Annotated in this window: 17 protein-coding genes and 1 pseudogene; 7 read left to right on the forward strand and 11 right to left on the reverse strand. The window is 61.5% G+C overall.

The annotated features are described in order from the left end of the window. The 3 genes from TV39_RS16100 to TV39_RS16110 all read right to left on the reverse strand — a co-directional run. On the reverse strand, positions 1–569 hold a 569-nt coding region (locus TV39_RS16100), incomplete at its 3' end, for a hypothetical protein (protein WP_043483411.1). A gap of 252 nt (positions 570–821) precedes the next feature. Continuing rightward, positions 822–1049: a hypothetical protein gene (locus tag TV39_RS16105; RefSeq protein WP_043483871.1), complete on the reverse strand. Its 228-nt coding sequence runs from the start codon at positions 1047–1049 to the stop codon at positions 822–824. A gap of 456 nt (positions 1050–1505) precedes the next feature. Further along, the gene (locus tag TV39_RS16110) at positions 1506–2321 is read right to left on the reverse strand and encodes an MBL fold metallo-hydrolase (RefSeq protein ID WP_200891043.1); all 816 of its coding nucleotides are present in this window, start codon (positions 2319–2321) and stop codon (positions 1506–1508) included. Positions 2322–2533: 212 nt separating this feature from the next. Here TV39_RS16110 and TV39_RS22610 point away from each other — a divergent pair, with 212 nt between their 5' ends. Continuing rightward, positions 2534–2692: a hypothetical protein gene (locus tag TV39_RS22610; protein WP_235347421.1), complete on the forward strand. Its 159-nt coding sequence runs from the start codon at positions 2534–2536 to the stop codon at positions 2690–2692. Positions 2693–3621: 929 nt separating this feature from the next. Here TV39_RS22610 and glmS read toward each other — a convergent pair. The 4 genes from glmS to pdhA all read right to left on the reverse strand — a co-directional run bounded on the left by glmS (position 3622) and on the right by pdhA (position 9882). Further along, positions 3622–5514, reverse strand: a complete 1893-nt coding sequence (gene glmS, locus TV39_RS16115; RefSeq protein ID WP_043483416.1) for a glutamine--fructose-6-phosphate transaminase (isomerizing) — start codon at positions 5512–5514, stop codon at positions 3622–3624. A 540-nt stretch (positions 5515–6054) separates the two neighbouring features. Next, positions 6055–7545, reverse strand: a complete 1491-nt coding sequence (locus TV39_RS16120; protein WP_043483419.1) for a dihydrolipoamide acetyltransferase family protein — start codon at positions 7543–7545, stop codon at positions 6055–6057. Between the two features lie 4 nt (positions 7546–7549). Beyond that, on the reverse strand, positions 7550–8662 hold the full coding sequence (locus tag TV39_RS16125; protein WP_043483422.1) for an alpha-ketoacid dehydrogenase subunit beta: 1113 nt from the start codon (positions 8660–8662) through the stop codon (positions 7550–7552). After that, complete coding sequence (gene pdhA, locus TV39_RS16130; RefSeq protein ID WP_043483425.1) at positions 8659–9882, reverse strand: pyruvate dehydrogenase (acetyl-transferring) E1 component subunit alpha; 1224 nt, start codon at positions 9880–9882, stop codon at positions 8659–8661. The genes TV39_RS16125 and pdhA overlap by 4 nt, the downstream gene beginning before the upstream one ends. 159 nt (positions 9883–10041) lie before the next feature. Here pdhA and TV39_RS16135 point away from each other — a divergent pair, with 159 nt between their 5' ends. After that, on the forward strand, positions 10042–10506 hold the full coding sequence (locus tag TV39_RS16135) for an Lrp/AsnC family transcriptional regulator (protein ID WP_043483427.1): 465 nt from the start codon (positions 10042–10044) through the stop codon (positions 10504–10506). Positions 10507–11337: 831 nt separating this feature from the next. Then, on the forward strand, positions 11338–12885 hold the full coding sequence (locus TV39_RS22155; RefSeq protein ID WP_144406443.1) for a hypothetical protein: 1548 nt from the start codon (positions 11338–11340) through the stop codon (positions 12883–12885). 725 nt (positions 12886–13610) lie between these two features. Here TV39_RS22155 and TV39_RS16145 read toward each other — a convergent pair. Then, entirely contained in the window at positions 13611–14732 is a 1122-nt protein-coding gene (locus TV39_RS16145) for an acyltransferase family protein (RefSeq protein WP_043483432.1), read from the reverse strand. Positions 14733–14897: 165 nt separating this feature from the next. Between TV39_RS16145 and TV39_RS16150 the strand changes: the two genes are divergently transcribed. Next, on the forward strand, positions 14898–16502 hold the full coding sequence (locus TV39_RS16150; protein WP_160292507.1) for an SGNH/GDSL hydrolase family protein: 1605 nt from the start codon (positions 14898–14900) through the stop codon (positions 16500–16502). Between the two features lie 10 nt (positions 16503–16512). On the opposite strand, the gene TV39_RS16155 is transcribed toward TV39_RS16150, so the two are convergent. After that, complete coding sequence (locus TV39_RS16155; RefSeq protein ID WP_052500595.1) at positions 16513–17625, reverse strand: acyltransferase family protein; 1113 nt, start codon at positions 17623–17625, stop codon at positions 16513–16515. Positions 17626–17846: 221 nt separating this feature from the next. Here TV39_RS16155 and TV39_RS16160 point away from each other — a divergent pair, with 221 nt between their 5' ends. The 3 genes from TV39_RS16160 to TV39_RS22280 all read left to right on the forward strand — a co-directional run bounded on the left by TV39_RS16160 (position 17847) and on the right by TV39_RS22280 (position 20264). Continuing rightward, positions 17847–18206: a hypothetical protein gene (locus TV39_RS16160; RefSeq protein ID WP_052500596.1), complete on the forward strand. Its 360-nt coding sequence runs from the start codon at positions 17847–17849 to the stop codon at positions 18204–18206. Between the two features lie 252 nt (positions 18207–18458). Then, positions 18459–19961: a polysaccharide biosynthesis tyrosine autokinase gene (locus TV39_RS21795; protein ID WP_082049798.1), complete on the forward strand. Its 1503-nt coding sequence runs from the start codon at positions 18459–18461 to the stop codon at positions 19959–19961. Positions 19962–20114: 153 nt separating this feature from the next. Further along, on the forward strand, positions 20115–20264 hold the full coding sequence (locus tag TV39_RS22280) for a hypothetical protein (protein WP_160292508.1): 150 nt from the start codon (positions 20115–20117) through the stop codon (positions 20262–20264). A gap of 585 nt (positions 20265–20849) precedes the next feature. Here TV39_RS22280 and TV39_RS16170 read toward each other — a convergent pair. Next, positions 20850–22173 (reverse strand): annotated as a pseudogene (locus TV39_RS16170) (ISL3 family transposase). A gap of 116 nt (positions 22174–22289) precedes the next feature. After that, positions 22290–22712 (reverse strand): transposase family protein, encoded by a 423-nt coding sequence (locus TV39_RS16175; RefSeq protein ID WP_052500597.1) that lies wholly within the window; start codon positions 22710–22712, stop codon positions 22290–22292. Between the last annotated feature and the right edge of the window lie 47 nt (positions 22713–22759).

Raw genomic sequence — 22759 nt, forward strand, 5'->3', positions numbered from 1 at the left:
GCTGCCTCCCCACTGAAGGTGGCTTGGTGGCTGTTGCCGAGCGAGTCCGCGAAGTAGACCGCCACAAACGATGCCGGAACGTCTTCAACGGTCCAATCAATCGTCACCGTGTCACCCGGACGCGCAACGTCAGGAGACGTACGCTCGATGCTCAACAACGACGACGGCACAGACAAATCCACGGGCGTTTCAACGTTGATGTTTAGCTGGCTGAAGTCGAACGTGGTCGTCTTCGGATCCTGCAGACCCGAGGGGTACTTATACAACGAGCCGCTGGGACGATAATCAATCACGCGATTGTCCGCCTGGACATAAACGGACTGAACAGTCAGCGCGCCTGCGGCATATCGGGAACCGTCTACAACAGCTACAGCCGTCCCCGAGTAAGCTGCCTCCCCACTGAAGGTGGCTTGGTGGCTGTTGCCGAGCGAGTCCGCGAAGTAGACCGCCACAAACGATGCCGGAACGTCTTCAACGGTCCAATCAATCGTCACCGTGTCACCCGGACGCGCAACGTCAGGAGACGTACGCTCGATGCTCAACAACGACGACGGCACAGACAAATCCACAGTAGACTCCTGGGCTACTGCGGGCCGAGCAAGGCCGGTGAATAAAAGGGCAAGAATCGCTGCCAACGCCAAAAGTCGTGTCGCTACATAACGCAATGTCAATGTGGTCCCCAGAAAAATTGCAGGGCCCGTCGAATTAGCCCGTTCGAGAAAGATGCTACCCGCAATACCTGTCGGAAATATCCACGGCGGGTGTGCCAAACAACGGCCCGATGAAGCCGCCGTTTTGAGGCTGGTAGAAGTCGTGTCAGTCTAACCGCCGAGGTAGACCAGGACCGGCTGGTGCTTCACGATCGCATTCGGAACCACCATCTCGGCGGCAGCGCTCTCGCCTGCCGCCATTTCGGGTTCCAGAGTGGTGACCAAGCGGCGCTGTCGGTCTCCGTCTTCCTCAGTCTCGTGCGCACAGAACTCTACGCCGCCGTGGTCCGCGAACACTGTGCTGCCGAAGATGTGGCCGAAGTGGGCGCGCGTGTTCAACCCTACGAGCGCCAACTCGTCTCTGCTAAGGAGAACCAGCCTAAGCCCACGATCACACGCTGGATTCAAGCAGAAATTCATGGCGGGAGAACATCAAGAAGTCGGCTCTGCCGGACTCATTCGTAGTACGAGTAGTCCAACTCCTCACTTGAGCACCGGACTGGGAATATGGCCCGAGCCACGGTGTTGACCCCAATAGCTGAGAGGAGGACTATGGCGCCGACGATGGAACAGCCTGTCAACGCCACATCCCATAAGTTGGGTCGGTCAGGCTGCGGTCGTCGCCACGAATCGTTGTGCATCAGAGTCATCATGTACCGAGGGTAGGTTCGCAGATTGCTCCGCGCCCGAGTGGTGGGTACCTGTTTTTGACGCGACAATACTGGCGTCCCGACGAATGTGCACGGACCTTGAAGCGAGTATGCGGCAAGCCGCCTTCGCTGCTACTGGAGTTCCCTAGTGGTGCGCCTGGGTCTCCTGTAGGCGCTTGATGAACCAGCGGGACTGCTCCGGCCCGTAGGGCAGGACAGGGATCGCCTTGGTGGCGTCACTGGGTGTGTCGCGGATGGACTGTATGGCCTGGCGAACGGCGGTGGACATGGTGTTGGCCATGGTCTTCACGAACTGGTCGCTGCAGGGTTCACCGTGGCCCGGGATCAGGAATTCGTAGCGGTGACGCAGCGCCGAGATGTGCCGCAGGGCATCGGCCCATTCTTCCGGAAACGCGTCCCCGAAGGAGGGGTGTGAACCCTGCTCCACGAGGTCTCCGGCGTACAGCGTGGTTGACGTGCCAACCAGCAAGTCGCCGTCGGTATGGCCGCGGCCCAGGTAGAAGAGGGTGACTGTCTGGCCGCCGAGGTCCACCAGCACTGGCTGGTCCTTCACGATGGCGTTGGGAACCACCAGTTCGGCGTCGGCGCCTTCGCCGACTGCCATTTCGGGTTCCAGGGCGGCGACCATGCGGCGCTGACGGTCCCCGTTCTCCTCAATCTCCCGTGCACAGTTCTCGTGGGCATAGAACTCCGTGACACCCTCGTCCGCGAAGATGGCGTTGCCGAAGAAGTGGTCGAAGTGGGCGTGGGTGTTCACCACCACCAGCGGCAGCTGGGTCTTTTCGCGCACGGCGGCCAGGATTTCCCGCCCTTGCCGGGGTCCGCCGCCGGTGTCGATCACCATGGCGCGTTCGGCCCCGATTATGAGTCCAGTATTGAGCTTCCAGCCTTCGGTGGTCAGCACATGGTTGCCCAGGCCGACCTCCATCCATCGCGACATTCTGTTCTCCGTATTCATGCGTTCCGGCGATCGTAGGCCTCGATTCTACCCACGCGTCGCCGGTGGAAGCCTGAGGAAATGCCCGACAAGGCGGAACAAAACAGCGGTAATCACCACGTTCGGCGCGGGCGAGTGGCCTGTGCCGAACTTCAGTTGCCCGGCCGAGAAGCGGAGGCGCCCGCATGGTACCCAGAACGTCCCTGTAGCGACTGGTGGGATTCAGCGACGCCGTTTTTGCCATCGAACTGCCCCTGCTGACCCTGGAATTCTCCGACGCTGTGGCTCTTGTCCTGCCGTTCCGCGTGTTTATCCCATTGGATGTCCGTTGGGTTTTTGGAACGGGCATGGCCGCAAACCCTCCCGAATTTTGATTCATTGCCGGTCGAACACGGAGCTTGACTTATCTTTCTAGGTGGTCTGGACGGTGGACCGCTCCGGGAGTCTGGCACTATTCCTGGAAGAGGGATTGGCTTGCGAAGGAGTTGAACCTTCACCCAGGGGGAATTCCTGGGCCGGCGGTCCGGGAGGCAACTGAGCCTCGACCGGACCGCCTTACCCACGGGCGCAAATCGCTTCCTAGGGCACCATCACCCCGCAGGTATCACGCACACTATCAATCCCTCCGGTGTAGCGAAAGCCTTTCCAGCCGTCAAGCTCGGCAACGGCGGGATGTGGACGGGCCCGGCCGGGCCAGGACCAGGCAGAGCAACACCGCCGCGGCACTGTTCCGAACAGCGGGCATTCGGGTGGGTGGTCTTAAAGGCAAATTTGCGGGCTCGCGTCCCTGGGCCGTTGGACAGCAAAGATTTGGAAGTGGCCGCGGCACTGGCACCGGTCATAAAATTGCGGGTTCTCAATGACTTATTTCGGCCGGTATACCGCCCTGCAGTTGTGTCACTTGTTTTCATAGCTGTAACCAATGTGAATCCAAGTCATGCTTATGATCTGGCTATGGCCACCAAACAGCACAAGACATTCTGCGCCCCGTGCGGCATCACAACGAACCATGTCACGTCCTACGGATCCCCCGACGGTGGCGGCACCTCAGTGATCAGTGTCAGGTGCGCGGAGCACTCGGACGTGCGTAGATAAAAGGTGGGCGTGCCACCGGAGCAGTCATAATGTTCGCTCCACATTTTCAGGTTCGCTCTGACAATCGGCGCAGAGACCTACAAACTGATGCGGGCAGTCCAAAGGATCGTTGCCCTCCCCAAGGGACACCGTAATTTTCATGGGATTATGTATAGCACCCCATTCGCGGCCTGAGCCAAACCACACTTGCCGCGCCCTGTCATGCGGCTTATTCTACGGTCACGCTCTTGGCCAGGTTGCGTGGCTGGTCCACGTCGTATCCCTTGGCCGTGGCAAGTTCGAGGGCGAAGATCTGCAGCGGCACGGTGGCCAGCAGGGGCGCCAGGAGCGTGGGCGTCTCGGGGATGTAGAAGACGTGCTCGGCGTAGGCCTTGACGGCCTCGTCACCCTCTTCCGCGATCACGATGGTCTTCGCGCCGCGGGCGCGGACTTCCTGGATGTTGGAGACCACCTTGGCGTGCAGCGAGTTCCGGCCGCGCGGGGACGGGACCACCACGAAGACGGGCTGGCCTTCCTCGATCAGGGCGATGGGGCCGTGCTTGAGCTCGCCGGCGGCGAAGCCCTCGGCGTGGATGTAGGCCAGTTCCTTGAGCTTGAGTGCGCCTTCCATGGCCACCGGGAAGCCGACGTGGCGGCCCAGGAACAGCACGGACTTGGCGCCGGCCATGGAGCGGGCCAGATCCTTGATTTCCCCTTCGTGGTCCAGGATTTCCTGGATCTTTGCCGGGACCTTGGCGAGGTCGGCCAGGATGTCCTTGATCTCGCCTTGGAACTTGTTGCCGCGCAGCTGTGCCAAATACAGGCCCAGCAGGTAGGCGGCGGTGATCTGCGCCAGGAACGCCTTGGTGGACGCGACGGCGATTTCCGGACCGGCGTGGGTGTAGAGCACGGCATCGGATTCACGCGGGATGGTGGAACCGTTGGTGTTGCAGATGGAGAGCGTCTTGGCGCCCTGTTCCTTGGCGTACCGGACGGCCATTAGGGTGTCCATGGTCTCGCCGGACTGGGAGATGGACACAATCAGCGTGTTCTCGTCCACGATCGGGTCCCGGTAGCGGAACTCGTGGGAGAGCTCCACCTCGGTGGCGATCCGGCACCAGTGCTCGATCGCGTACTTGGCCACCTGGCCCGAGTACGCGGAGGTGCCGCAGGCGAGCACGATGATCTTGTTGATCTTTTTCAGGTGCTCGGGGTCGATGCGCATTTCATCGAGGGTCAGCTTGCCGTCCAGGTCCGAACGGCCCAGGAGGGTGTTGGCGACGGCGTCGGGCTGGTCGTGGATTTCCTTCTCCATGAAGGACGGGTAACCGCCCTTTTCGGCCGAGGCCGGGTCCCAGTCCACGTGGTATTCCTTGCCGTGGGCCGGGGCGCCGAAGAAGTCGGTGATTTCCACGGTGTCCGCGGTGATGGTCACGATCTGGTCCTGGCCCAGTTCCACGGCCCGGCGGGTGTAGTCGATGAAGCCGGAGACGTCCGAGCCGAGGAAGTTCTCCCCCTCCCCCAGGCCCACCACGAGCGGCGAGTTGCGCCGGGCGGCCACGACGACGTCGGGCTGGTCCGCGTGCACGGCCAGCAGCGTGAAGGCGCCTTCGAGCCGCTGGCAGGCAAGCTGCATGGCTTTCGTGAGCCCGCCGTTGGCGGCGTTGCCGTTCAGCTGGTTGCGGAAGATGTCGCCGATCAGCGCGGCGGCCACCTCGGTGTCCGTCTCGGACGCAAACACAGCGCCCTTTTCGAGAAGTTCAAGCTTGAGCTCGGCGAAGTTTTCGATGATGCCGTTGTGGATCAGGGCCAGTTTGCCGCCGTCGGCCAGGTGCGGGTGCGCGTTCTGGTCCGTGGGTCCGCCATGGGTGGCCCAGCGGGTGTGGCCGATTCCGGTGACGGAATCCGGCAACGGCCGCTCTTCCAGTTCGGTGAGCAGATTGCTCAGTTTCCCGGATTTCTTGCGGGACGAAATGGTCCCGTCCGCCACCACAGCGACGCCGGCGGAGTCATATCCCCGGTACTCCAGACGGCGGAGTCCCTCAAGGACAACGTCCAACGCGCCGTGGCCAACATTTACCCGGCCTGACGAATGGCCAACGTATCCTACGATTCCACACATAGAGGCAAGCTTATATGGCGGCCGCTACTTCGAATTGTCCGTGATGTTATCGAGCTTAGATATCGCATCACGGGTGTAAAGATTGGCGTTTAGATCGCCAACAAGTATGACAAGTCCATCTGGTATTGAGATGGGCTCTGGACACCTGCCTGTTCCGCGCTGGGCTCGACCACAATCACGTCGCAGGAGAGGTTGAGTGCCCGCATCTACTCCGATTTCTTTGCAACAACCGTGGCATGGGTACTGCACTCGGCACAGAACAACGACTCAGAAATATCCCCGCAACACTGACACCGGTGTTCTATAGCATTTGCTTCAACAATGTACGTGGTCATACGGTCATGTTCCTCCGGTCACGGAACAGAGCAGTAGAGTAGCCGGTACCTGTCTTTAGGCGCAGCTTCCCCTACCTACGGCGAGAATTGCAGGCTTAGGGTGGACGTCCGATGAGCCAGTGGCCCTGTAGCCTACAAACGCCAGAAGCATCGAGCGCAATCTATTTGATAGATATTGAGAGCTTGCTCTGCACACCCAACTCAGTCACATGTCAGCCAACACGCCACCCGGGTTCTCAATTGCGTCAGCCACATACCTGAGGAATCCTCCGGCCGTTCCGCCGTCGCACACTCTGTGGTCGAACGTCAGTGTCAGCTCGCTAACCTTGCGGACGGCAAGCTGCCCGTTCACCACCCACGGCTTGTCGATGATCCGCCCAACGCCAAGGATCCCAACTTCAGGGTGGTTGATGATCGCGGCAGAGCCGTCCACCCCGAACACCCCATAGTTGTTCAACGTGAAGGTGCCGCTGCCCAGCTCCGACGGTGTCGCCTTGCCTTCGCGTACGACTGCGGTAAGCCGCCGGATTTCGGCATCCAACTCACGGGCGCTCATCTTGTCTGCGTTGCGTATGGATGGAACCATCAGTCCGCGGTCCGTTTGAGCTGCGAAGCCGAGGTTGACGCCGCTAAACGCAATAATCTCCTGGCTCTCCCCGCCCGCGGCGTCCTCCATGGTGACAATCCGCGTGTTCAGTTCCGGGTACTTCTTCAACCCAGCGGTGACAAATCGCGCGATGAATGCCAGCAGGCCGGGAGTGGTGTGCGGGTCCGCCTTCTTCAGCGCTGCACGCATTTCCACAAGCGCCGTGGCATCCACGTCGACCCACACTGTGGCTTCCGGAATCTCGGAGCGGCTGCGGGTCATGTTCGCGGCCACTGCCTTACGGACGCCCCGGACAGGCGTTCGGCCTGTGATGCCAAGTCCCGTGCGGGAGTCGGTTTCGTGGCGGCGGGTTTCGACAGGCTCAACCACCGGGCGCGGGCGACTGGTTTCGACAGACTCAGCCACCGGTGCGGGAACTATGGCTGCTTCGACGTCCTTGCGCATGATCAGGCCACTTGCTCCTGACCCTTGGAGACCACCCAAGTCAACTCCATGGTCACGGGCCATCCGGCGGACGAGCGGAGAAATCACAGCTCCGAGTTTGCCAGGTACTCGGGTGCGCATAAGAAGGAGATCATCGGCGGATTTCTGCGCACTTGTGGTCTCGACAGGCTCAACTGCCAGGGCACGAGTTGCTACAGCACCGGTCTCGACAGAGTCGACCGCCGGCTGCTTCCGCGCGCGCGTGCGGCGGGCTACACCGTGGCCGCCGGGTGTTCCGTAGCCGATGAGGACGTTGCCGGAGCCGGCTTTTTCCTCTTCTCGGTAGGTTTCGATGGTCTCGGTTTCTACAGGCTCGGTTTCAGCTGGCTTGGTCTTGACAGGCTCAACCGTCGGCTTGGCGCCAACGGGCGTCACCGAGATTAGGGGCTTCCCCACATCCAGAGTCTGGCCCGGTTCCCCGTGCAGCACGGCAACGGTGCCGGCGTACGGGGACGGGACTTCAACCATGGACTTCGCGGTCTCAACCTCGGCGATGGGCTGGTCCACCCGGATTTCGTCGCCCACGGCCACGAGCCAGTTCACGAGTTCGGCCTCCGTGAGGCCTTCGCCCAGGTCCGGCAGCAGGAATACTTTCGTTTCGCTCATCTGATCAGTCTTCCCACTGGAGGTCGTCAACGGCGTCGAGGATGCGGTCCACGCCGGGCAAGTAGTAGTGCTCAAGTTTCGGCGCCGGGTACGGCACGTCGAAGCCGGTCACGCGGCGGATCGGTGCGGCCAGGTAGTGGAAGCAGCGTTCCTGGACCCGGGCCACGATCTCCGAGGAAACGGACGCAAAACCGTGGGCTTCGGCGATGACCACGGCGCGGCCGGTTTTCCGGACGGAGGCGCAGACGGTCTCATCGTCGAACGGCACGATGGAGCGGACGTCGATCACTTCCAGCGAGCGTCCTTCCTCTGCCGCTGCAGCAGCGGCGGCCAGCGCGGTCGGCACGGACGGACCGTAGGCGATCAGCGTGGCATCTGTGCCGGGGCGGGCGATGGCGGCGCGGCCTTCCGAGGACGTTCCCCGCACCGTGTTGTCGGCGTGCTCGGCGCGGAGTCCTTCCAGGTCCACCAGGTCCTTGGACCAGTAGAGCTTCTTGGGCTCCATGAACATCACGGGGTCGTCGGAGTCGATGGCTTCGCGGAGCATGCGGTAGCCGTCGGCCACGGTTGCCGGGGTGAAGACCTTCAGGCCGGCGGTGTGGGCGTAGTAGGACTCGGAGGAGTCGCAGTGGTGCTCCACTCCCCCGATGCCGCCGGCGTACGGGACGCGGATGACGATGGGCAGCTTGACCGCGCCCTTGGTCCGGTTGTGCATCTTGGCAACGTGGCTGACGATCTGCTCGAAGGCCGGGTAGGCAAAGGCATCGAACTGCATTTCGATGACGGGGCGCATGCCGTTCATTGCCATCCCCACTGCCATTCCGACAATGCCGGACTCGGCCAGCGGGGTGTCGAAGCAGCGGGACTCGCCAAAGGTCTTGGTGAGGCCATCGGTGATGCGGAAGACGCCGCCGAGCATTCCGACGTCCTCGCCGAAGACCAAAACGGAGGAGTCGGCATGCATGGCGTCGGCCATGGCGGTGTTCAGCGCCTTGGCCATCGTGATGGCCTGCGGTCCGGTTGCATCAGCAGAGGCTGCTGCCTTGGCGGCGGCGCGGGCGGTTGCCGCGCTGACGTTGCCGTTGACCTCGGAGGATGTGGTGACGGTGGGGCTCATTTTGCGGCCTCGTCCCGGGAGATTTCGTTGGCGAGCATGGCGGACTGTTCCTTCAGCTGCGGGGTGGGTGTGGAGAAGACGTACCGGAAGAGGTCCTGCGGATCGACCGGGACGTCCTCGCCCAGGCCTTCGCGGAGCTGCGTGGCAACCGCCTCGGCTTTTTCCGCAATCCGGGCGGCGCCGTCGTCGTCCAGCAGACCTCGGTCCGTCAGGTAGGTCTGCATCCGCTTCAGCGGATCCTTGGCCACCCACTGGGCCACTTCGCTGTCCTGGCGGTAGCGGGTGGCGTCATCGGCGTTGGTGTGGGCCTGCATGCGGTAGGTGTGGGCCTCCACCAGGAGGGGGCCGGAGCCTTCGCGGGCGAGCTTGACTGCGCGGCCAAGTACGGCGAGCAGTGCAACGACGTCGTTGCCGTCCACGCGTTCGCCGGCCATGCCGTAGCCCACCGCTTTATGGGCGAGCGATGGCGCCACGGACTGGTGGGCCAGCGGCACCGAGATGGCGTACTGGTTGTTCTGGACAAAGAAGATGACGGGAAGGTGGAAGACGGCCGCGAAGTTGAGGGCCTCGTGGAAGTCGCCTTCGCTGGTGGCGCCGTCTCCACACATGGCCAGGACTACGGTGTCCTCGCCGCGGAGTTTGGCGGCATGGGCAACGCCGACGGCGTGAAGCAGCTGGGTGGTGAGAGGCGTGCACTGGATACCCACCTTGTGCTTAAGGGGGTCGTAGCCGCTGTGCCAGTCGCCCCGGAAGAGGGTCATGGTCTGCACCGGGTCCACGCCGCGGGCCATCACGGCCACGGAGTCGCGGTAGGTGGGAAAGATCCAGTCGTCGTCGGCGAGGCAGAGGGCGGCCGCCACCTGGCAGGCCTCCTGGCCGTGGCTGGAAGGGTAAACAGCCATGCGGCCCTGGCGGACCAGGGCGGAGTTCTGGTCATTGACGCGGCGGCCCACCACCAGCTGTTCATAAGCAGCCATCAGTTCGGCATCGCCGGGCAGCGCGTATTCATGGCCGGGCTGGGCACCCTGCTCGGTGTGGGGGTTCAGGGTGCCGTCCTGGTCCACCATCTGGATCTGGTGGCGGGCCGGCAGCATGTAGTCCTCCACCGTGATGCCGAACTTGCGCACAGCCTCGGCTGCGGCGTCTTCGGTCACGTGGGTCTCCGCCGGCTGTTCCGGCGAGTCCTGCCCGAGGGCGGTGTGGTCCGCGGAGATCGTCATTGGTCCGTCCTTCTGTAGCCACTATTCGCTTCCAGTATGGTCCTGAAGGAAGTTTCGTATCCAGCCCCGGCCGGAATCGTGGAGAAGTTTGGATTTCTGCCATAGTCTGAAAGACGAATCGTAAGTGTGGGCCGCGTTACCCGTAGGAGTTGTGGACAAATGGCGGAAACAGAAGCGGAGCAGGTGCCGGTGCCGCTGGATGACGTGGACCGGAACATCATTGCGGAGCTGACCCGGGACGGGCGGATGTCCGTCACGCAGGTGGCCGAGAACGTCCACATCTCACGGGCGCACGCGTATACGCGGATCGCCAGGCTGACCGGCGAGGGCGTGCTGACCAAGTTCACGGCGCTGGTTGACCCTATTAAGGCGGGGCTCAAATCATCCGCCTACGTGACGCTGAAAGTGCGGCAGCATTCGTGGCGCGAACTTCGGGAACTGCTGCGGGCGATTCCGGAGGTGCACCACATCGCCCTGGTGGGCGGGGACTTTGACGTCATACTGCTGGTGCGGGCCGTGGACAACGTGGACCTGCGGCGGGTGATCTTCGACCAGCTGCAGTCCATGCCGGGCGTGCTGGATACGCAAACGTTTTTGGTGTTTGAGGACGTTGATACGCGTTAGGGACACTGCCCTTAAGGACGTGCCTCCGGCCCGCTCCAACTCCCGAGCGGCCTCCAGGACGAGCGGACAACGTTGGCCTCCCACATTCTCCCGAGCGGCCTAAAGGCGTTTCCACGAGGGACGACTCGTAATCCAGCAGCATGGGCAGGGGCGCCGTCGGCGGTACCCGGCAAGCGGTGCGCCCAGTGACGGGACGGGGGGAACGGGCCGGGGATTGCCATGAAACCGGGCGGCGCGGCGGTCCGTAAGCAGCACCCCCTATGACAGGCCCTAAAAACAGCGCCAGGACAATAGGGCCGGCAGCCCAGAAGGTATCGAGCCCTAGGCCGTGCGTGGACGGTTCTTTGAATCGGAAAGGGCATCACCGGGCGAGCCCCGGCACCGGGCCGTTCCAGCCTGCACCGGTCAGCAGGAACCTGAAGCCGGGGGTCAAGTTTGGCCGAAGGTTCGCCCGCGGGTGAGGTCAAAATCTGAGCAGAAGTGAGTTCAAGGGTTCGGTTCGTTTTCTGCCCGAAATGTGTCCCCGGTGCCCAAATGTCAAATTCGGGCAAGCGTAAACTTTGCCTGCATCCATGGTGGTCAGTTCAACGAGCATTTGCGGCGCACCCGGGTAGGTAGCTCAAGGCGCCCTTGTCAGATGCGTGATCTTCGCGCCTGTTGGGACTGAACGGCTTAACTTTTATGTTAGTTAGTCGCTCCACTACTTAGTCCCTTTCCAGTCACCTGAGAGCCAAATTTGAGTACCACACGTACCTAAGGAGTACTTGCTAGCCAATAAGACGCGTAACCTCCACGGTGGTTGGGCAACTTATGACCCAATAGTTTCTAAACATGACTAAAGTGATTGGTGTTGGGGATCAGCCGGAATCAGAAATCGATTCCGGCGTAAAGCGCCGAGGCCTTCTCCGACTGGGAACCCTGATAGGTACGCTGACTGGTGCTTCCGCAATTTCGGCTATCGGCGCAGAGGGTGCCCAAGCTGCCCCAGGCGATAAGACCCCGCCGACCCAATATATTCCCGTTGCGGAAAAGGGGGCGCCGCTGGGCGTCGCAACCTTAGATGCGAATGCAAAGATACCTTCCACCCAACTTCCTGACATTTCTGCCATCTATGCGCGACTAGCGCGCAACCCAAACACGTTCCCTGCGGGGACATTTATCGAACGTGCATTCGGCGGCCGGCAGATAATCGGTATTGACGGCACTAACAGTCGGTACTTACTCATCAATTCCTATACCCTGTGGGAGTTGATGTCCCCTAGTTTTGCCGCATTGCAGAAGAATCGAGGGATGCCGAGTGGTGTGGGTCAGAGCAATATGGGAAACGCAAAAATAATTTGGTTCAAAGGGACGTATTACCTCTCCGCGCTGTCTTCCGGCCGTGCATCGATCTGGCGCGTATCCGATCCGAACCCCGTCAACGGGGAATCGTGGTCATGGTCCGCCATCTTGAAGCAGGGAGTCAGCGGATCCACCGTGATGGGACCGGCATTCAACACAGATGGCGAGTACCTTTACTGGGGCGAATATGGCTCTCCAACAGGAGGTCCGAGCCTGTACCGCAGTATAGACGGCACGACGTGGGAAACCTGCCTCACCGTACCGAACCCCACCAACCACTGCCACGGAATCAACGCCGACCCATACCAGCCCGGACACGTGTACGCCACTTTCGGCGATGCATCGCAACTGAAGCACATGCGGTCTACAAACTATGGCGCGCCCGGCAGTTGGTCTGAACTGCCAAACTCAAGTTCCGTTACCTGGCAGGCTGTACAGATCAGCTTTACGAAGGATCATGTTTACTACGGATCGGACTCTAACCTGGCGGGGTGGACCGCGTTCCGATGGGACAAGGCAAACAACCGCATGGAATCTCTCAGTCATGATTGGCATTACATGAGGGCCGTTCCCGGCGGACGGGCGGGCCGGTTCATTGCAGACCTGGCATTCACGGACGGGTCAATTACGATGACCTCCAACAGCGCTAATTTCACCTTGGCAGACGTGGGGGCAGTAATCCGCGGTGCGCATTCGGCGATAGTAGATAACACCTACATAGTGGCGGTTGCGAACGCCACGACAGTGACGGTATCAACTCCGGCCGTGGCAGAGTCGGGGACAACCACCGCAACCGTCACGGGGGATATGTTCTACGGGGCGGCGTTTTACGGGGCGATAGACCCCGGAACAAACATCTACTACTGCGTAGCAAATGATGGTTCCGCAGTAGGCAATACCCCAGGTCTGTTTGCAATCACTCCCGATGGGCGTCTGCACCTGCTCAAGGTCCTACCCGCCAAGTTTGAAGGTGATCTACACATTGCTAACGGTTACGGATGGTACGGCCAATTTAAATGGCCTCTGTTGAGCGCCTGACCGATATCTCCGAACGGGCCATTATCGCCGGGCCGGTCCTGGAGCGCCGGCTTTACGTAATTCTGTGCCTCCTGCCGGGACGTCGGCGCGGAGGGACCGGAACCCCGGCGGTGGTTTCCTCTACCGGACGGGCAGGTGCCAACGAAAGGGTACGAGGGCCGGGTCGTGTGTTTCATACGGGCTTCCGTGGGATGCGATCGACGGTGCCCTTGGCCTGTCGGCACATCGGGGATCCAATGGCAGTAACTCCTCCAGGTCGTCAAGTTGTTGCGGTTTGGGCGTAGAGGGCGTTCAAAGCGCGGTGGGAGATGGAAGGCAAGGTAGCGTTTGAGGCAGCGACTAATCTCTCAGTTCGTGCGGCCTTCTGCTGGTTGACGCTCGCAACACGGCGCGGATTCCGGCACGCTGCCACGGGCTTCGCGGGGCTGACCGACACGGCAGCGTGGCATCTTTCTCCGCTAAGTCCCTCGCGCTGGATGCCATCACGTAAAGCCTACGCATGGAACTCGTTTCGGGCACGCGCATCGCACCTCCACCCAGGCCCTCATCGGCTGGGCGGGAGGATTTGGCCGGGCGCTCCCGATAGAACTGCGGAGAAGGCGAGTGTCTAGCGGGGACTTTACCGATGTCCTCATGTCCGCAGCCCGGGCAACCAGCAGGGCCGGAAGTGACGATAGCGAGCGAGTCGGCGTGCGACGCCCCATATGGAGGATCACCGCAGCCTGCTAGCTGGCCAACTTTGCGGGCGCTTCTAGGAGCCATTTGGCGCGTACAAACAGAAGTAGCCTGTGGGCTCCGAGGCACGCGGCAACTACGGTTACAGTGGCGATGCCTGGGTACGCTGCTCCAAGCGCTGTGCCGTTGACTGCAGCCCCATAAGAATCGCCCATGACGCCGAGTGCAAGGGCGTTCAGAAGGGCGATAAACAGCGCCTGCATCAGGAATATCGACAAGGCTCGCTGCCCCACGGCAGCGAACGGACGCCGCAGCACCTGCCACCGCGTGGCGACGGTTGCCAACTGCACGGCGAAGACAATAGCAATCAAACCGGCGACAAGGTCAGCGCCGAACCAGTGTACAAAGTCGGGCGCCGCCAACAGTCCAGCCGTGGTAGCTAGGAAGGCCGCGCCCGCTACTGTCAGAGTCTTCCAAGACGTGGCATCCGATATCGATCGGAGCAACCATGGGCCGTAGGCGCCGGCCATGAAATACACAAGGTTCTTCAGGATGGACTGCCACATTCCGAAAGAGTCAGGCAGCACGATAGAAGACCCGACCACGCAAAGTGCTGCGGCAGCCGCAAGCACCGGCCACCTGTTCATGTTCCGGAGAGCCTTGGTTAGTGCGAAGTACATGGCTAGCGCCCATAGATACCAGAGCGCAGTATGCGGGGCGACGAGCTGCAGCAGCGCATCGCCCACTCCATGGACAGCCTCTGGCATGTCAGGAAGCGGTGCGTAGAACAACGCGTAGATCGAGAGCCACACCACGTAGAGGAAAGCGCCGTTCACAAGCCGGCGCTTGCCACCCTGCTGCCAGGGCCTCATGACGGCGCCGTGGGCGAGCATCCCGGAGATCGCGAAAAACAGAGGCATCCGAATAGTCCCGGAAACTGCAATGAATGCGTCCCATGCTGGGCGGCCCGGGAACTGCCACCCCAAGAACAGGTAGTGCCACTCCCGCACGTGCAGGAGTACAACCAGGATTGTTGCAGCACCGCGAGCAACATCCGCCCAGGCCTCATGCCCCGTCGTGCGTTTGATTGGCGCGGTTCGCCCGCTCTGCATGCCAATTAAGTTCATCTCAACACCCCCAGTTTGCCGGATCGGCTTCAACTTAAAGAACATCAGTAACAGGAGTTACACGCAAGTCACATCCCTGCGGCAAGAGTAGAGCCCGCCCACGCAGGTATTGGTGACTCAAATAAACGCGTAGTCACCACGGTGTTTAGATTTGCCCAAAGTTAATACCTTCTAGAGAAGACAGTTCGGGAGAATTGAGAGGCTCACATGTTGACTCTAGGAACAGCGGACACGGGTGGCGAGATAGAACGCCGCGGGCTGCTCAGGATTGGGGCACTGGTAACTGCGTTGACCGGCGCCTCTGCTATTTCCATTGCCGGAGCGCCGGCCGCCGAAGCGGAAACCAGCGATGCCCTTGCGGCCGCCACGTACGTTCCCAAAGCGGAAAAGGGTCAGGCGTTCGGCGTGGCAACATTGGACGACCACGCCAAGGTGCCATCGGCCCAACTACCTGACCTGTCAGCAACGTACGAAGTGAAAGAAAACGCAGCCGTAGGCCTACTGTTCGCTGGCCTCGCCTCGAGCAGCGTGACCGCGTGCAACATCGTGTTCACCGGATCCTCCACCACGGCCGGCAACAACGCCACGGCGGAGAGCCGCCGATACGTCAACATCCTGACGGCCGCGATCCAAGCCGCGTTCCCAGCCCCTGGGGGCACTGAGGCCGGCGTCGTCGTGCACACCGAAGCGCTCTGGGGCACGCCTAGCGCGGCACCCGGTGTTCACTCATACAACGGCGCGCAAGGGGGCACCTCTAGCGAAACCTACATGAGCGACACCGAAGCTGAACGCATCATGAGCCTTTCCCCTGCCATGGTTCTGCACATGATCGGTTCAAACGACTACGCGTCCAACCTTCCACCCACCACGTACAAAGCAGCCGTGTTGGGGCGTGTGAGCAAGCTCGCCGCACTTTCCGAGAAGCCCTTCGTGCAAATCCTGGTGCACTCATATCACCGGTTTGATGTGACGGGCACGTACCTATGGAGCGACTACGGGGATGCGCTACGGGACATCGCCGCCACGTCAGAGAACATAATGTTCGTGGACCTTTCCGGCTTTTACACGGCAGCCAACATTCCGGGCGATGATCCGTACGGACTAATCGACACTGACCTCGTCCACCAGACCGACTCTGGCCACCGCATGATGGCTGACCTCCTCACGCGGGCCCTGCGCATACCCCCAGCCAAGATGGCAACGAGCGCAGCCGTCCCCATGGCCGTTCCCACGGTCGTCAATTCACGCATCACTTCTGATACGTTTTCCGGTCCAGACGAAGCCGACATCGGCGGCCGCGCCGCAGACGCAATGCTGGGCGGAGCCACTAGAACCTGGGCCAAAGACGGCGCCAACCAAGTCGCAGTTGTAGCCAACGCAATCGCGAGGGGAGCTGGGCCGCTGAGCAATTTCTCGGTCAACATCCCGGAGCAGACGATGAACATGGAGATCAGCTTCACACTTACATCCGTACCCGTGGGTGACAACCTGCTCGTGGACATCCACCGCCAACGCCCGACAGTGGCCGGCTCGCCGGACACGTACCGGATGGTCGTGGGAATAGGCGGGGCATTATCTATTGCCAGGCGCCTTAGCGGGGCACAGACAACGTTGGCCACCGGCGCCACAGCCGCTGCTCAAGACCGGGTGGCTTTCAGGTGCTACAAGGGCTCATTGGAAGTCCGCAAGAACGGTGTCCTCGTCCTAGTTGCCACCGATACTGCCATCCAGACGATCGGTCATGTCGGTATCAGCGGGACCACCGCCCTCCGCACTTTCGGTCTGGACGACCTGGCCGTCGACGCCGTCACGTGATATCTGGCGTCTAGACCGTGACCCGCTGAGCCTCACGTCTCTCGGAAACGTCTGGTTCAAAACGGTCCTTGAGCCGCAGGAACGGACGCTCCACCAGATAGTAGCTGGCTGTGGCAAACGCAACCGCCGCAACCAGTTGAAGCACCTTTCCCCCCGGACCATCCAAGAACGGGTCAGTAGCCCTGAAGACCAGGGTGTGCCACAAGTACAGCGAGTACGAAATGCGCCCCACCCACACAGCAGGGGCGGACGATAGCGCCGTGGACGCCAGGGTCTTGCTGGACGCGAGCCCGGCAATCAGTAGAGCCGCCGCGACGGAAGCCAAAGGGATCAGCACGCCGAACGTAACCGGCTGCTGAGGCCAGTTATGCGGCATCAGCGCGACTAGTGCTAGCAGAACAGCCAACCCAACCCATGTCGCCGGCCGCCCCCAACGTTCCATCAGCCGACGCCCAGCCTCATTCACGAACGCAACTGCCAACATGCAGCCGAGGAGGAGTCCACCAGCGCGGGCATCGGGACGATAGTACGACAGGGGTGTGAGCCCGTCGGGACGGACCTCAAACAGCGCCCACATCAGGAAGAACGACCCTGTAGCAGCCACACCGAGCCCCGCGAGCAGCCTGCCAGTGAAGCTCACCTTGCGCCGGAACCTGTAGACAGCAATGAGCACGATCGGCCAAACAAGGTAGAACTGCTCCTCCAGCGCGAGACTCCACGTCGGGTCCAGCGCCCCAAGCTTAATCGCCCCGAAGGAAACGAACAGGTTGGACGTGTAAGTGACCGCGGCGAAGCCAGACATCAGGTAGTCCCCTTCACCTGGACGACCTATCACGGGAGAAGCAACGACTGCGACAGTGACCATCAGTAGCAGCGCGGGGAAGAGGCGTAGGACCCGCCTCCACCAGAACCGGCCCAGACGAACCCGCCCAGTCGTCAGTCGCTCCCCCAAGAGGATCGACGTGATGAGGAACCCTGACAGGACCAGGAACACATCGACACCCAGGAACCCACCCCAAGTCAATGGCACGCCCAGATGGTATCCCACCACAAGTCCTATCGCCAGTGCACGCAAACCATCCAACTGCGGCATGTATCCCAGCCGCACCCCCAATTTAGACATGAGGCTGATAGTACTGGACCACTCGCAAGGTTTCCGAAAGTCCGTTTAAGCTTCCAAGAAAAGTAGCCTTCCTAGTAACAGCCGGGCCAGCGCCGTGACCTGAGTTGGCTGCCAATACCGACGGTGGGGGCAGCCCGGTTCACCCCTAGGACGAACAGCACCGGCGTAGAACACCGGTTGCTCACTCGGTGCGATCACGATCAAACGGTCGGGGGACCGCCGTGGAGACCACCTTCCTCAAATCCTGCTACGTCCCCAACGGGGAGCATAACGTCGAGCACTGGGGGCTGTTGCCCAGCATGTCCGACATACCTGTGGACCCCAAGACCTCTACCCGAACCGGGGTTGTGGGCTACTCCAGCGAATCCGGGATGAAAGCGTCACTGGCCGTCTCGGCCCTCCCACACGCGAGCGCTCTTCGAATTCCGAGATTGGAGGTCCCATTCCACTCGAACGCTTTCGTGCGGACGTCGAAGGGCACGGGGCTCAAAGAATCAATGCAACGGATCGACGCGTGTGCAGACAATGTCACCGTGGAATCGTTCTTTTCACTCCTGCAGAACAACGCGCTGGAGAGCTAACGCGAGATGAGATCAGCGCCTTGGCCATCGTGGCTGGATCGAGAAAACGTATCAGCGAAGAAGCCGATCGGCTTTGAGTCAATCAATAGCCCACCCCAAGACCCTCTAGCACCACTGAACCCCGCGAGTCAACGAAATCCCCGGCAGTCCCGACCGAGTTTGACCGGTAGAATATCGTGGACCGCACTATTAAGACCGATGCGCCTACGCGCACGGAGCCAGGACGCGAGCTATCTCTCAGGGGGAACTGGATTGGATCTGCATGACTATCTGCGCTTGGCGCGTCGCAACTGGCATTTGATAGTTGCATCAACTCTGATCGGGCTTGTCCTAGCGGGCGCTGCTTCGCTGGCGGTCAAACCGACTTACACGGCCGCAACACAACTCTTTGTGGCGATACAGAGCTCAGGCAGCGTCAGCGAACTTCAACAGGGCAACACGTTTAGCCAGGCTCGAGTCCAGTCGTATGTGAAGACTGTCACCACGCCGGTCATCCTTCAGCCGGCCATCGACTCGCTAGGACTGGACGTACCTGCAGGCCTCCTTGCCAGCAAGGTCCGGGCGACATCCGAACCGAGTACTGTGCTAATCAATATAGAGGTTGACGATAGTTCGCCCGTCCAAGCTGCTGCGATAGCTCAAGCCGTGGCCGATAGCCTCATAAAGGGGATCGACTCTCTGGAGCGTCCTAAAGCTGGCGGGATCTCACCGGTAAGCGCGTCAGTCATCACTCCCGCTACAGCGCCAACCTCACCGTCCGCACCCAACACGCGTCTGAATCTGGTCCTCGGTATCTTGGTTGGCCTGATCTCTGGAATAGGCCTCGCTGTCCTACGAACCACCCTTGATAATCGCATACGAGGAGAGGCAGACTTCCGGAAGGTGTCGAATTCACCCATCCTAGGTGCGATTGCTTTCGATCAAGATGCAACAAAGAAGCCCCTTCTGACACAAACGGCGCCGCAAAGCCCGCGTGCTGAGTCCTTCCGGCAGCTACGGACCAACCTTCAATTCGCCAACGTTTCGGGAGCCGCAAAGACGGTCTTGGTTACGTCTTCTCTACCCGGTGAGGGCAAGAGCACCTCGGCGACGAACCTCGCGATAGCGTTAGCTCAAGCTGGACAGACCGTGTGCATAATAGACGCCGACCTTCGTCGACCCGCTGTCAGTGATTACCTGGGTCTGGATCGAAACGCCGGGTTGACTACAGCGCTCGTCGGTCAAGCTGATGTGCATGATCTACTTCAGCCTTGGGGTACCGACCAACTTTTTGTGTTGGCTTCGGGACAAATCCCACCCAATCCGAGCGAACTCCTTGGATCGGAAAAGATGCAGTCACTCCTACAGGAGCTCGAAGAATCATTTGACACAATCGTGATTGACGCCCCGCCGCTATTGCCGGTCACCGATGCTGCGGTCCTGGCACAGTACGTCGGTGGTGTCTTGCTTGTCGTCGGTTCCCAAAAGGTCAAACGACAGGATCTGGAGAAAGCGCTCCAGACCCTCCAGCTGGTTAAGGCCAACGTTTTGGGCGTGATTCTGAATCGGCTACCGTTGAAAGGACCCGACGCATATTCATACTCCTATTACACAACGGAAGAAACCCCTTCAGCGCGGCGTCCCAAACGCTCCACCAAGAACTTCCCCAGCGCAGGGCGAAGTGGCGAAGAAAGCAACTGGTCTGATTCCGAGACAGGCTCGGAAATGTCAGACGGCCGGCTACCTAGTATTTTTCCCGGATCAAAGGTCCGCTGAAAAGGAGCTACTCCGCAAATAAGCTTGGTTGGGCGGTCTGAGAGTGCCTGCGTCGGAGTGCTCGTCGTTGGGGCCAGGCGCGAATAGAGAGGGCAGGGCTCTTTGAATTGGCAGTAACCAATCAAACCAATGTCATGACGGACCCCGGCATGAATGACTCTGCATCTGGTCCGGTGGCCGCTGGTGCACGCTGCCGATGCGCTGCTCGGTATCGGCATCCACGTCCGCTCCGATCCAGTTGGGGCGCCGTGGCGACCCCGCCACGGCGCCGGCAGATCCGACTTCGCCGTCACCGATGTGTAACTACCCGTTCCTAATGCGGCTTCTGGGGGCCGGGCGGCGCTTTCGCCGCTTCCTGGCTTCAAAACGGCAGTTGCCCTTGCCCTCCGCACGGACCGGAACCGATGTTCATTGATCACCTGAGCTGATGACCGCGTCAACGGCGTGGCCCCGGCGCCGTCCGGCGGAGCGGGCACGGCGCGGCACCTGGGCGGTGGATTCGAAGAAAGAAGGCCGGGCACATTTGAATTCCTCGTAGTACCAGCAGTGATTGGACCAGGGGACCTCGCCGGCGCCGGCACCGACAAGGATGTCCCGGATCCGCTGGAAGCGCCGTTTCTTCCGCCGCGTCGCGACGCCACCGCAGAAGGGACATTCCGGTGGCTGGTCTGTTTTGACTATGATCTGCCCCGGCCATCAGCCAGCACGGTGGCCGAGATGACGCGGTAGTCGGGCAGGTTGAAGATGATGGTGCAGCGTCGGCCGCCCCGGTAGCCTCCTTCACGTTCGTGGTCCTGTTCATGTTTCTACGGTAGACACACTCATCCCAGCAGGACCACGGGTCCCTCTTTCAGCTGCGGCACGCAATCAATTCCCGGCCCTTCGCATTTAGGCATGGTTGGTCGATTTGATCCGGTAGGGGCGGTGGCCGCCGGCTGCGAGTAGGCATCTGATTCTGTAGTTGGTGAAGTTGCGGAAGCCGCGGGCGATTCTGCGGGTGGTTTCAATGACGCCGTTGATTGCTTCGGTGGGCCCGTTGGAGGCGCCGTTGGTGTCGAAGTAGGCGAGGATCGCGGTCTTCCATTGTTTGAGGGTCCGGCCGAGGCGGGCGACTTCCGGAATCGGGCAGGTGGGGAATGATGTGATGACCTCGTTGACGAGTTCCCTGCCCCGTTCCGGTCTGGCGTGATAGATCGCCCGGAGCTTTTGGTAGCACTGCCAGGCCAGAGTGACTTCGTGGTCGGGGTCCCCGGCGGCGAGTTTCGCATCGAGGCGGGCGGCCTGTTTGTCGGTGAGGTGTTCAGCGCCGATCTGCAGGGTCCTGCGGATCCCGTAGAGCGGATCGCCCTTACGGCCCCGGTGGCCCAGGGTGTCCTGCTGGACCCTGCGGCGGACTTCATCGACCATGGCTGAGCCGAGCTTCACGACGTGGAACGCGTCCAGCACGGTGATGGCTTCGGGTAGTTCGTCGCGGATCGCGTTGGCGTAGCCGCGGAACGGATCCAGGGCGGCTGTTTTGATCCCGGCGGTGAAGCCGGCACCGCGGTCTTTGAGCCAGTCGGCGTAGGCCTTCCCGGACCGTCCCGGAACCAGGTCCAGCAACCGGGCATGCACCATCCCGTTGGCGTCACGGGTGTGGTCCACGATCCCGGTGACCATGCCGGATCCCGGCGGGCCCGTGTGTGACCAGACATGCTCGTCGACGCCGAGCGCGTTCACGCCGGCCAGCCGGTCCGTGATGCCGATGCGCCTGGTGGCCTCTGCCTTGATGGCGTCCCAGACGGTGTGCCAGGAGACGCCGAGCTGGTGGGCCAAGGCTGAGACCGAGGTGTCGAAACGCTGCAGCGCGTCGGTCGCCCATGCCACTGCTCGGGCCGTGAGTTTCGCCCCCGGCCCTGCCAGCGGGTGTTCCTCGGTGAAGGTGTTCCCCGGACAGTCCGGGTCCGGGCAGCGCCAGACGCGCTTGGCCCACAGCAGCTGCACCGGCCTGCCGAAACAGGGAATGTCATGAAGCCGGACCTGGCGGCGTCCGTGGCCGATCGCGATGACGCCGCAGTCCGGGCAGCCGCTGAGGGTTTCGGCCGGTTTCGACGCGCAGAACCAGGCCGTTCGCGCTTGCCGTGACGGACCTGATGTGGAGGCCCTCGACACCGAGCAGAGCATCCGCGCGTGTGCACCAGCGGCCACCAGAACAAGACATAGAGTTATTCATGTCAGGGTCTCTTTTGGGTATTGGTTTGCTTGGTCGCAACCAATTCAAAGAGGCCCTGACCTCTTTCTCACCGCAACACGCCGCACCGAAAACGTCGAACGCCGGGCCGCGGGGGCTCAGCCGGCCCTAACCATGCTCATCTGCGAAGGGCCGGTTTCGGAGACGGGCCGCCCGGAAGTGATGACCGCGTCCACGACGTGGTCCCGGAGCCGGGACGTGGACCGGGCGCGGCGCGGGACCTGGGCGGTGGATTCAAAGAACGAAAGCCGCGGGCAGGCCCGTTCCTCGCAGTGCCAGCGGTACTTTGACCAGAGGACCTCCACGGCGCCGGCGACAGGGATGTCCCGGATCCGCTGGAAGCGCCGTTCCTTCCGCCGCGTCGCGACAACACCGCAGCTCGGGCAGCCCGGTGGCTGGTCTGTTTCAACGATGATCTGGCGCCGGCCGTCAGCCAGCACGGTGGCCGAGATGACGCGGTAGTCGGGCAGGTTGAAGATGCTGGTGGCAGCGTCGACCGCCGCCCCGGTAGGCTCATTCAAGGCTCGTGGTCCTGTTCCTGGTTGAATGCTAGACACACTCATCCCAG

This window comes from Arthrobacter sp. SPG23, from assembly GCF_000876655.1.
In the GTDB taxonomy this organism is placed as follows: Bacteria; Actinomycetota; Actinomycetes; order Actinomycetales; family Micrococcaceae; genus Arthrobacter.